Annotated in this window: 14 protein-coding genes and 1 pseudogene; 11 read left to right on the plus strand and 4 right to left on the minus strand. The window is 64.9% G+C overall.

Annotation, left to right across the window (positions count from 1 at the left end):
• Positions 1-53 precede the first annotated feature (53 nt).
• From rplB to EPN51_RS00425, 10 genes are all read left to right on the plus strand, one after another.
• Positions 54-896, plus strand: coding sequence for a 50S ribosomal protein L2 (rplB, locus tag EPN51_RS00380; protein ID WP_293034811.1), 843 nt, complete (start codon positions 54-56; stop codon positions 894-896).
• A gap of 28 nt (positions 897-924) precedes the next feature.
• Complete coding sequence (gene rpsS / locus EPN51_RS00385; protein ID WP_008260806.1) at positions 925-1,206, plus strand: 30S ribosomal protein S19; 282 nt, start codon at positions 925-927, stop codon at positions 1,204-1,206.
• On the plus strand, positions 1,203-1,745 hold the full coding sequence (gene rplV, locus EPN51_RS00390) for a 50S ribosomal protein L22 (RefSeq protein WP_293034813.1): 543 nt from the start codon (positions 1,203-1,205) through the stop codon (positions 1,743-1,745). Before rpsS ends, rplV begins: the two co-directional genes overlap by 4 nt.
• Positions 1,745-2,578 (plus strand): 30S ribosomal protein S3, encoded by an 834-nt coding sequence (gene rpsC / locus EPN51_RS00395; RefSeq protein ID WP_293034815.1) that lies wholly within the window; start codon positions 1,745-1,747, stop codon positions 2,576-2,578. The genes rplV and rpsC overlap by 1 nt, the downstream gene beginning before the upstream one ends.
• 3 nt (positions 2,579-2,581) lie before the next feature.
• On the plus strand, positions 2,582-2,998 hold the full coding sequence (gene rplP / locus EPN51_RS00400; protein WP_293034817.1) for a 50S ribosomal protein L16: 417 nt from the start codon (positions 2,582-2,584) through the stop codon (positions 2,996-2,998).
• Positions 2,998-3,243: a 50S ribosomal protein L29 gene (rpmC, locus tag EPN51_RS00405; RefSeq protein ID WP_293034819.1), complete on the plus strand. Its 246-nt coding sequence runs from the start codon at positions 2,998-3,000 to the stop codon at positions 3,241-3,243. Before rplP ends, rpmC begins: the two co-directional genes overlap by 1 nt.
• A complete protein-coding gene (gene rpsQ, locus EPN51_RS00410) occupies positions 3,243-3,590 on the plus strand; it encodes a 30S ribosomal protein S17 (RefSeq protein ID WP_293034821.1) in 348 nt (115 codons plus the stop codon). Before rpmC ends, rpsQ begins: the two co-directional genes overlap by 1 nt.
• A gap of 118 nt (positions 3,591-3,708) precedes the next feature.
• Positions 3,709-6,069, plus strand: a complete 2,361-nt coding sequence (locus tag EPN51_RS00415; RefSeq protein ID WP_293034823.1) for an arylsulfatase — start codon at positions 3,709-3,711, stop codon at positions 6,067-6,069.
• A gap of 125 nt (positions 6,070-6,194) precedes the next feature.
• On the plus strand, positions 6,195-7,112 hold the full coding sequence (locus tag EPN51_RS00420; RefSeq protein WP_293034825.1) for a DUF4436 domain-containing protein: 918 nt from the start codon (positions 6,195-6,197) through the stop codon (positions 7,110-7,112).
• A 35-nt stretch (positions 7,113-7,147) separates the two neighbouring features.
• The gene (locus EPN51_RS00425; RefSeq protein ID WP_293034827.1) at positions 7,148-8,038 is read left to right on the plus strand and encodes a formylglycine-generating enzyme family protein; all 891 of its coding nucleotides are present in this window, start codon (positions 7,148-7,150) and stop codon (positions 8,036-8,038) included.
• 3 nt (positions 8,039-8,041) lie between these two features.
• Here the strand turns inward: EPN51_RS00425 and EPN51_RS00430 are convergent.
• The 4 genes and pseudogenes from EPN51_RS00430 to EPN51_RS00445 form a co-directional block, all read right to left on the minus strand.
• A pseudogene (locus EPN51_RS00430) lies at positions 8,042-8,164 on the minus strand (FAD-dependent oxidoreductase); the annotation flags it as partial.
• Entirely contained in the window at positions 8,157-8,438 is a 282-nt protein-coding gene (locus tag EPN51_RS00435; protein ID WP_293034829.1) for a hypothetical protein, read from the minus strand. The gene EPN51_RS00435 and the pseudogene EPN51_RS00430, both read right to left, overlap by 8 nt.
• A 7-nt stretch (positions 8,439-8,445) precedes the next feature.
• On the minus strand, positions 8,446-8,688 hold the full coding sequence (locus EPN51_RS00440; RefSeq protein WP_293034831.1) for a hypothetical protein: 243 nt from the start codon (positions 8,686-8,688) through the stop codon (positions 8,446-8,448).
• A gap of 1 nt (position 8,689) precedes the next feature.
• The gene (locus EPN51_RS00445) at positions 8,690-9,928 is read right to left on the minus strand and encodes a cytochrome P450 (RefSeq protein ID WP_293034833.1); all 1,239 of its coding nucleotides are present in this window, start codon (positions 9,926-9,928) and stop codon (positions 8,690-8,692) included.
• A gap of 51 nt (positions 9,929-9,979) precedes the next feature.
• Here EPN51_RS00445 and EPN51_RS00450 point away from each other — a divergent pair, with 51 nt between their 5' ends.
• On the plus strand, positions 9,980-10,699 hold the full coding sequence (locus EPN51_RS00450) for a TetR/AcrR family transcriptional regulator (RefSeq protein ID WP_293034835.1): 720 nt from the start codon (positions 9,980-9,982) through the stop codon (positions 10,697-10,699).
• Positions 10,700-11,107 lie beyond the last annotated feature (408 nt).

Consider the following 11,107-nt stretch of genomic DNA (forward strand, 5'->3'; position numbering starts at 1 on the left):
GGAGGAGTTGGGTAATCCAACCGAGCCGCCGCGAGAGGGAGACCTGATTAGACATGGCAATTCGTAAGTACAAGCCGACGAGCCCCGGCCGTCGCGGCGCAAGCGTGTCCGATTTCTCCGAGGTCACTCGTTCCACCCCGGAGAAGTCGTTGGTGCGCCCGTTGCACGGTCACGGTGGGCGTAACGCGCACGGCCGCATCACCACCCGCCACAAGGGCGGTGGCCACAAACGTGCCTACCGGGTGGTCGACTTCCGTCGCAACGACAAGGACGGCGTCGACGCCAAGGTCGCGCACATCGAATACGACCCCAACCGGACCGCCAACATCGCGTTGCTGCATTTCCTGGACGGCGAGAAGCGCTACATCATTGCGCCGCAGGGTCTTTCGCAGGGTGACGTGGTGGAGACGGGTCCGAACGCGGATATCAAACCGGGCAACAACCTGCCGTTGCGCAACATCCCGGCCGGTACCGTGATCCACGCCGTGGAACTGCGGCCGGGCGGTGGCGCCAAGCTGGCGCGATCGGCCGGTGCGAGCATTCAGTTGCTCGGTAAGGAGGGCACCTACGCGTCGCTGCGGATGCCCAGCGGTGAGATCCGCCGCGTCGACGTGCGCTGCCGCGCCACCGTCGGCGAGGTGGGCAACGCCGAGCAGGCGAACATCAACTGGGGCAAGGCCGGCCGCATGCGGTGGAAGGGCAAGCGCCCTTCGGTCCGTGGTGTGGTCATGAACCCGGTGGACCACCCGCACGGTGGTGGTGAGGGTAAGACCTCGGGTGGTCGCCACCCGGTGAGCCCCTGGGGTAAGCCCGAGGGCCGCACCCGCCATCCCAACAAGGCCAGCAACAAGCTCATCGTCCGGCGCCGGCGTACCGGCAAGAAGCACGGTCGCTGAGGAAGCCCAGGACCAGGAGTAATCAGACATGCCACGCAGCCTGAAGAAGGGCCCGTTCGTCGATGGCCACCTGCTCAAAAAGGTGGACACACAGAACGAGAAGAACACCAAACAGGTGATCAAGACATGGTCGCGTCGTTCGACGATCATTCCTGACTTCATCGGCCACACCTTTGCCGTCCACGACGGACGCAAGCACGTCCCGGTGTTCGTCACCGAGTCGATGGTCGGTCACAAGCTTGGTGAATTCGCGCCCACCCGCACCTTCAAGGGACACATCAAGGACGACCGGAAGGCCAAACGGCGATGACCACGACGGAATTTCCCTCGGCGGTGGCCAAAGCACGCTTCGTGCGGGTGTCGCCGAGAAAGGCACGCCGGGTGATCGACCTGGTGCGCGGCCGCTCGGTGGCCGACGCGCTGGACATCTTGCGCTGGGCGCCGCAGGCCGCCAGTGAGCCGGTGGCCAAGGTGATCGCCAGTGCCGCGGCCAATGCGCAGAACAACAACGGGCTGGACCCGGCGACCCTGGTGGTCGCCACCGTCTACGCCGACGAGGGCCCGACCGCCAAGCGCATCCGTCCGCGCGCCCAGGGCCGCGCGTTCCGGATCCGCAAGCGCACCAGCCACATCACGGTCGTGGTGGAGAGCCGGCCGGGCAAGGACCAGCGGTCGGCGAAGTCGACCCGGGCCCGTCGCGCCGAGGCCAGCAAGGCCGCCGCCAAGAAGGCGCCGGCCACCAAGGCGCCGGCCAAGAAGGCCGCAGCAACAGCGCCCGCGAAGACGGCCGCACCGAAGGCCGAAGCCAAGACGTCTGAGACTTCTGACGCGAAGGGAGGCTCAGACTAGTGGGCCAGAAGATCAATCCGCACGGCTTCCGGCTGGGCATCACGACCGACTGGAAGTCACGCTGGTACGCCGACAAGCAGTACTCGGACTACGTCAAGGAAGACGTCGCGATCCGGCGCCTGCTGTCGACCGGCCTGGAGCGGGCGGGGATCGCCGACGTGGAGATCGAGCGCACCCGCGACCGCGTCCGGGTGGACATCCACACCGCGCGTCCCGGCATCGTCATCGGCCGGCGCGGCACCGAGGCCGACCGGATCCGTGCCGACCTGGAGAAGCTGACCGGCAAGCAGGTGCAGCTCAACATCCTCGAGGTCAGAAACCCTGAGTCGCGAGCACAATTGGTGGCCCAGGGCGTCGCCGAGCAGCTGAGCAACCGCGTGGCGTTCCGCCGGGCGATGCGCAAGGCCATCCAGTCGGCGATGCGTCAGCCCAACGTCAAGGGCATCCGGGTGCAGTGCTCCGGCCGTCTCGGCGGCGCCGAGATGAGCCGCTCGGAGTTCTACCGCGAGGGCCGGGTGCCGCTGCACACGCTGCGCGCCGACATCGACTACGGCTTGTACGAGGCCAAGACCACCTTCGGCCGGATCGGCGTCAAGGTGTGGATCTACAAGGGCGACATCGTCGGCGGCAAGCGCGAATTGGCTGCCGCCGCGCCCGCGGGCGCCGAGCGTTCGCGCCGCGAGCGTCCGTCGGGCACCCGCCCGCGCCGCAGCGGCGCGTCGGGCACCACGGCCACCAGCACCGAGGCCGGCCGGGCCGCCAGCGCCGAAGAAAGCGCCGCGCCGGCCGCACCTGCGGCACCTGCTGCAGAACCGCAAAGCACGGAGAGCTGAATCATGTTGATTCCCCGCAGAGTTAAGCACCGTAAGCAGCACCACCCCCGCCAGCGCGGCATCGCCAGCGGCGGCACGGCGGTGAACTTCGGTGACTACGGCATCCAGGCTCTGGAGCACGCCTACGTCACCAACCGGCAGATCGAGTCCGCTCGTATCGCCATCAACCGGCACATCAAGCGTGGCGGCAAGGTGTGGATCAACGTCTTCCCCGACCGTCCGCTGACCAAGAAGCCGGCGGAAACCCGGATGGGTTCGGGTAAGGGTTCGCCGGAGTGGTGGGTGGTCAACGTCAAGCCGGGCCGGGTGCTGTTCGAGCTCAGTTACCCCAACGAGCAGACCGCACGGGAGGCGCTGACCCGCGCGATCCACAAGTTGCCGATCAAGGCGCGCATCGTGACTCGAGAGGATCAGCTCTGATGGCAGTGGGAATTTCGCCTGGCGAACTGCGTGAGCTCACCGACGAGGAGCTGACCGAGCGGTTGCGCGAATCCAAGGAAGAGCTGTTCAACCTGCGTTTCCAGATGGCGACCGGCCAGCTCACCAACAACCGCCGGCTCCGCACCGTGCGTCAGGAGATCGCGCGCGTCTACACCGTGCTGCGCGAACGAGAACTGGGCCTGGCCAGCGGACCCGACGGGTCCGACGGAAGTGAGGAATCGTGATGGCAGAAGCCAAGAAGGCTGCACCCAAGAAGGCCGCCGCAGCCCAGGCCGCGTCGAAGGATAAAGGCCCCAAGAACACTCCGGCCACCCCGAAGGTGCGCGGCCGGCGCAAGACGCGCATCGGTTACGTGGTGAGTGACAAGATGCAGAAGACCATCGTGGTCGAACTGGAAGACCGCGTGCGTCACCCGCTGTACGGCAAGATCATCCGGACCACCACGAAGGTCAAGGCGCACGACGAGAACAGCGCCGCCGGGATCGGCGACCGTGTCTCGCTGATGGAGACGCGCCCGACGTCGGCGACCAAGCGTTGGCGACTCGTCGAAATTCTGGAAAAGGCGAAGTAAGCCCTCCTAGCAACATCGAAACGCCCGAGACCTGATCGTCTCGGGCGTTTTGCTTTGCCGAATGTGACGCCACTGCGAAAAATGATCGGAACATTCGCCGTCACGTTACGCTCGGCGCATGTCCACTGACTTGCGAGCCTTTCAAGGCAAGATCGAGCTCGATATCCGGGATTCCGAACCGGATTGGGGCCCCTACGCCGCGCCGACCGCGCCGAAGAACGCACCGAACATCCTCTATCTGGTCTGGGATGACACGGGCATCGCGACTTGGGATTGCTTCGGCGGCTTGGTGGAGATGCCCGCCATGTCGCGCATCGCCGAGCGCGGCGTCCGGCTCTCGCAGTTCCACACCACCGCGCTGTGTTCACCGACCCGGGCCTCGTTGCTCACCGGACGCAACGCCACGACCGTGGGCATGGCCACCATCGAAGAATTCACCGAGGGCTTCCCCAACGCCAACGGCCGCATCCCGTTCGAAACCGCGCTGCTTTCCGAGGCTCTCGTGGAACAGGGGTACAACACCTACTGCGTGGGCAAGTGGCACCTGACCCCCTTGGAAGAATCGAACCTGGCTTCCACGAAGCGGCACTGGCCGATCTCGCGTGGCTTCGAACGCTTCTACGGGTTCCTGGGCGGGGAGACCGACCAGTGGTATCCCGATCTGGTGTACGACAACCACCCGGTGAGCCCGCCGGCGACCCCGGAGGACGGCTACCACCTCTCGAAGGACATCGCCGACAAGACGATCGAGTTCATCCGCGATGCGAAAGTGATTGCACCCGATAAGCCTTGGTTCTCCTACGTGTGTCCCGGCGCCGGGCACGCGCCGCATCACGTCTTCAAAGAATGGGCGGACCGCTACGCCGGCCGCTTCGACATGGGCTACGAGCGCTACCGAGAGATCGTGCTGGAACGGCAGAAGTCGCTGGGAATCGTGCCGCCGGACACCGAACTGTCGCCGGTCAACCCGTACCTCGACGTGAAGGGGCCCGACGGCCAGGACTGGCCATTGCAGGACACGGTGCGGCCCTGGGACACGCTGACCGGCGAAGAGAAGAAGCTGTTTTCCCGGATGGCCGAAGTGTTCGCCGGCTTCCTGAGCTACACCGATGCGCAGATCGGCCGCGTCCTGGACTATCTCGAGGAATCCGGTCAGCTGGACAACACCATCATCGTGGTGATCTCGGATAACGGCGCCAGCGGTGAGGGCGGCCCGAACGGATCGGTCAACGAGGGCAAGTTCTTCAACGGCTACATCGACACCGTCGAGGAGAGCATGAAGCTCTTCGACCAACTCGGCGGCCCGCAGACCTACAACCACTACCCGATCGGGTGGGCGATGGCGTTCAACACGCCCTACAAGCTCTACAAGCGGTACGCCTCCCACGAGGGCGGCATCGCCGATACGGCAATCATCTCCTGGCCCAACGGGATTGCCGCGCACGGCGAGGTCCGCGACAACTACGTCAACGTCTGCGACGTCACTCCGACCATCTACGACCTGGTCGGTCTGACCCCGCCGGAAACCGTCAAGGGCGTCGCTCAAAAGCCACTGGAGGGCGTGAGTTTCAAAGCGGCCCTTGCTGCTCCGGACGCCATCACGGGGAAAAGCACTCAGTTCTACACCATGCTGGGCACCCGCGGGATCTGGCATGAGGGCTGGTTCGCCAACACCGTGCACGCGGCCACGCCGGCCGGCTGGTCGCATTTCGACGCCGACCGCTGGGAACTGTTCCACATCGAGGCCGACCGTAGCCAGTGCCACGACCTGGCGGCCGAAAACCCGGACAAACTAGAGGAACTCAAGGCGCTGTGGTTCTCGGAGGCCGACAAGTACAACGGGTTGCCGCTCGCGGATTTCAACATCCTGGAGACCCTGGGGCGGTCACGGCCATATCTGGTCGGCGAGCGGTCCAGCTACATCTACTATCCCGATTGCGCGGATGTGGGCATCGGCGCGGCCGCCGAGATCAGCGGCCGGTCGTTCTCGGTGCTGGCCGAGGTGACCATCGATATCACCGGCGCCGAGGGGGTGCTGTTCAAGCAGGGCGGCGCCCACGGTGGGCATGTCCTGTTCGTGCAGGATGGCCGGCTGCGTTACGTGTACAACTTCCTCGGCGAGCGCCAGCAGGAGGTCTCCTCGTCGCGGGCGGTGCCGTTGGGCAGGCATCTGTTCGGCGCCAGCTATGCGCGGACCGGCACGGTCGAAAACAGCCACACGCCACTCGGTGACGTCACGCTGTTCATCGACGACGAGGTCGTCGGCACGCTGGCCGGGGTGACCACCCACCCCGGCACCTTCGGGCTGGCGGGGGCCGGCATCACCGTCGGGCGGAACGGCGGATCGGGTGTGTCCAGTCGCTTCAAGGCGCCGTTCGCGTTCACCGGCGGCACCATCGCCCAGGTCACCGTCGACCTGTCCGGCCGGCCCTATCGGGACGTGGAAACCGAGATCGCCCTTGCCTTTTCGCGCGACTGAGGCGACCAGGTGAGGGGAGCGCCGAGCCCGCCGCCGGAGCGGTGAAATCGCGGGCCGGGAGCCGCCTTCGCTATCCGCTGAAAAGTGCGGTTTGCGCTGCTAGCATCACGCTGCGTGATGCCCCAATGATCGCCGCGCCCGCGGCCCCGGCCGGCGCGCGTGGACGGCAGGCCGCGATCGCGTTCGGGATCGTCGCCTTTCTCGTCGTGATCTATGTGCTGTCGTTGATCGCCGTGCACCTGTTGGCCCAATCGGCGCCCGCGCTTCCCGCGGTGGACCTGAGCAAGTTCGAGGCCGAGGACAGCGTCGTGCAGGTGCGCCTCGAGAAGCTTGACACCGTCGCCAACCGGTTGACGGTCAATGTGCTCGTCTACCCCAAAGACGCGTTGTACGACAAGAACTTCGGCGTGCTCACCACCGATGCGGCGGTGCGGCTGTATCCGGACAACGACCTGGGTGACCTGCACTACCCGGTGGGAAAGGCTCCGGCGCAAGTCAGTACGACCATCGAGGCGCACGGTGACCCGGCCAACTGGCCGTTCGATTCGTATGAAACGGGGGTTATCTCGGCCGATGTGTTCACCGGGTCCGGGTCGCACCGGGAGAAAACGGCCGCCCGTGTCGAAGCCACCGGGCGGCTGGACGGTTGGGATGCCACCGTCACCCGCGTGCACGACGCCGAAGACCCCAGCCCAGATGTCAAGGACGACTTGATCATTACGCTGCAGAGGTCTAAGGGCCAGCTGATCTTCGACGTCGGCATCTGCCTGGTCTTGATCTCGCTGCCCGTGCTGGCGTTGTGGGTGGCCATTCCCGTGGCGTTGGGCCGAACCTCGTTCTTGCCGCCGCTCACGACGTGGTACGGCGCAATGCTGTTCGCCATCGTCCCGCTGCGCAACATCCTGCCGGGCAGCCCGCCGTACGGTTCGTGGGTCGACCAGGCCATCGTCCTGTGGGTGCTGATCGGGTTGGTCGTCGCGCTGACGTTGTTCCTGGTCGGCTGGTGGCGCCAACGCGATCGAAGAACGCCCAATAAGACCTGAACCCATTCATTTGGGGTTCGTCATACCCTGGACGGGTGCTAAGCGAGCTGGTTGACCTCCCCGGCGGGACGTTCCGCATGGGCTCGACCGGCTTTTACCCCGAAGAGGCGCCGATCCATACGGTCACCGTGGGTCCCGTTGCGGTGGAACGGCACCCGGTGACCAATGCGCAGTTCGCCGAATTCGTCGCCGCGACCGGGTATGTGACGGTGGCCGAGCAACCGATCGACCCCGCGCTGTACCCCGGGGCGGACCCCGACGAGCTGTGCCCGGGCGCAATGGTTTTCCGGCCGACGCCGGGGCCGGTGGACCTGCGTGACTGGCGACAGTGGTGGCAGTGGGTGCCGGGCGCCAGCTGGCGTCACCCGTTCGGACCCGAGAGCGACGTCGCGGACCGCGGCGATCATCCGGTGGTGCAGGTCGCCTATCCCGACGCCGTGGCCTACGCGCGCTGGGCGGGGCGGCGGTTGCCGAGCGAGGCCGAGTGGGAGTACGCGGCCCGCGCCGGAAGTACGACGACGTACTCGTGGGGCGACGAGGCCACCAGCGAGGGGCGGCTGATGGCCAACACCTGGCAGGGCAGCTTCCCCTACCGCAATGACGGGGCGCTCGGCTGGGTGGGGACCTCACCGGTCGGCGCGTTTGCGCCCAACGCGTTCGGCCTGCTCGACATGATCGGCAACGTCTGGGAGTGGACCGCCACCGAGTTCTCCCCGCATCACCGGCTCGACTTGCCGGCCAAGGCCTGCTGCACCCCGTCGGGTCCCGCCGATCCGGCCGTCAGCCAGACGTTGAAGGGCGGCAGCCATCTGTGCGCGCCGGAGTACTGCCACCGCTATCGGCCGGCGGCCCGGTCTCCGCAATCACAGGACTCCGCGACGACCCACATCGGGTTTCGCTGCGTGGCGGAGGTGCCGTCGAGCTAGGCGTGTCGAATACGCTTCCACGACAAGCACATCCAGGCCGGCTTTGGCCAGATACGCTGCTGTGGTCAGGCCGTTGTGTCCGGCGCCCACGACGATCACGTCGGCACTGCGCGAGTCGTTAGCCATGTTTGGCCCCCTTCATTCGGTGTTGGTATGCGTCCCACCAGATTTCCTGGTAGGTGCAGTAAGTGGTACGGCCGGCCTCGTCCTGCCAGCGGTGCACGCTGTCGGTGAACGCGATGTTGGGCCATGAATGGATGGGCGCGACGGAGAGGGCCTGACCCTTAAAGCGGTGGGTGCGCCCAGTGTCGTCCACGATTTCAAGCTCCTGGCGGATCGCGCTGTTGAGCACCGGGTGATACTCGAGGACATTGCGTCGGACCGCGGCGATCTCGACCACTTCACCGTCACGGACCAGCCAGCGGTAATACGACGTCGGCGCAACCGTCAGGTATGTCGTAGAGTCCCCGCCACGCCGGGTTGGTGTCGGGGGCTTCGATGCTGGTGACGTTGAACGCGAGGTCGTCGCCGAAGTAGGCGGGTGACCATCCTACGGGCGGGGATTTTTGGGCACCGCCCGCAATCGTCGATTGCGACGGCCGATCGTACTGACGAGCCCGCATCCGCAGCCGGCTCGAATTGTTGCGCAACCTACGACTTGAACACGACGGGCAGCGATTCGACAACCGCGGTGGCCAGACTTGGTCGGAATATCGCTTCGCCGCGAAGCTCCGAGTTAGGAAATCGCGCCAGAAATTCCTCGAACGCGATTACCGACTCCAGTAGTGCCAGGGACTGTCCCACGCATCTATGCGGTCCCCACGAGAAAGACAGATGCGGATCAGGGTTGCGATCGAGATCAAACTCGAGCGGGTTGGTAAACATCTCGGGGTCGAAGTTGGCCGCGGTGAAGTTCATCACCACCGCGTCGCCCTTCTTTATCGCCTGCCCACCGAGTTCTATGTCCACTGTGGCGGTTCGCCGGATGTAGCGTCCCGGAGTGATGACACGCAGCATCTCGGCGACGGCGGAGCGGACCAGCTGGGGCTCGCGCACGAGGCGGTCACGATTGCGTAAGTCGCGCAGCAACAGATGCACTCCGCCCGCGATAAGGTTGCCCGTCGTCTCCAGCCCTGCCACCAGCAGTAGCCAGCACCACATGACGACCTCGTCGCGCTGAAAATCACTCTGTATCAGTGCCGACATCAGGTCGCCTTCGCGTGGGTCGGCCTGACGGGAGTCCACCTCGGCGGTGAAGAAGGCCACCATGTCGGCCAACGCGTCGAAATCCGGTGTCGCCCCTGGTTCGAACGACTCAAGAATCGTGTTAGCCCAGATCGCGAAGTCATGTTCGCGATCAGTGCTTACTCCGAGCAGTTCGGTGGTGACCAGCAACGGAACGCGGCTGGCGAACACGTCAACGAGGTCCACCTCCCGGTTCTCTTCAACCGCGTCGAGAATCGTCGTAATCGCATGGCGCACGGCACCACTCATTCTCGCGATGCTGGTTGGCCGGAAATGTCGGTTCAGCGGGGTGCGCAATCTCCGGTGACTGGCTGCATCCATGATGTTGGCCGGTCTCAGCGCGACCGGTAGTGCCTGCATCATCGATTGAGGCTCAACGTCTTTGAGGGTGAATGCGGCCCCGTTTAAATGCACACCGAATTCCGTCGTGAATGCCTCCACATCGTTGCCGACCTCTCGGATCAGATCATGGCGGCAGACGTTCCAAAACGGCTGTGTGTAGCGTGCGTCGACCCAGTAGATCGGACAGTCACGATGGATACCCAGGTAGGCCTGTCTGTTGGCCTCCATATAGAAGCGGGGGTCGCTGGCATCCCGTGTGAGGCGCAGGCCCATTTCCGGGTCCTGGATTTCGGTCTGTGACATGCAAACCTCCAGCGGGTGTGGTCAGTCGCAGCGTAGATCAGTTATGAACATATGGTCAATACTGATCAGTTGATCGTAACTTTCTGCGATGATGGCCCCGTGGAGCTTGAACACGTCTCTCGATCCGGCGAATCGACACGAATTGCCCGGCGCAAGTTACTCACGCGGCGCCGACTCACGGCGGCCGCGTCACGGCTCATCGCCGAGAAGGGCGTGGCAGCGCTGCGACTTCGCGAGATCGCTGCTGTGGCAGACATCGGATTCGGGTCGTTCTACAACTACTTCGATAGCAAGGAGGACCTTGTTGAAGCTGTGGCCACGGAACTGACGTCGGAGATTGCGAGTCAGTTGGCCATGCAAGCGAGCCGGTTCAATGATCCCGCCGAGTCGGCGTCCGCTGCGCATCGCTGGTTTGTGCGTAACGCCGCGACCGAACCGCAGACCGCCTGGCTGATCGTCAATCTCGATCGCGCGGACGTTGTCTTCCAAGACGCGTTGGCCGGTTACGGAAAGCGCCTTCTCGAACATGGGGTTGCTTGCGGACGGTTCAGGCCGATGGACGTCGACACCGCACTTACCTCCTTCATCGGCGCCACCATCGCTGTGACACGCGCTGTGCTCGAACAGCGGCTGGGGGCAGACGCCGAAACATCTAGTGCAGAGGTGCTACTGGGCGCACTCGGGCTGACAGCACAAGACGCACACAACATTGCCCGCCGGAAGCTACCCGATATTCAGCTGCGTGCGGGCACCGCTGACACCCCGCCGTGAGTGTTCAACCTCAGTGCGACCGACGACGGTGCCCGGTAACGGCATTGCTCCCTAGTTGGGGCGCCCAGGCCGGTCGTAAAAGTCTGCTCAGGGTCGAGACCGGGTCGTTGACGACTGGCACCGCGAGGCCGATCCTCCGCGCGCTCAGGTACGCCGCTCGCCGGACATACTTGCGAAGAGGATCGATTACGAACATGCGTCGAACCTGAAATGCCTGTGTCGGCCCGGGTCAACCCCTAGAACCTAGGGGTTGCCTTGGGCAGACCTCGGCCGGTGCGAATCGGCCCCGCGTGCCCTTCGGTGACAAAGACCGCGCACGTCAGGTTTTTGGTGGGTCATGCCCACCGAATGCCCACTCAGGTGGGTTCTCCTGCCGTGCACACGCAACCAGGTCAGGAGATCGAGTGA

Source organism: Mycobacterium sp., from assembly GCF_004298145.1.
In the GTDB taxonomy this organism is placed as follows: domain Bacteria; phylum Actinomycetota; class Actinomycetes; order Mycobacteriales; family Mycobacteriaceae; genus Mycobacterium.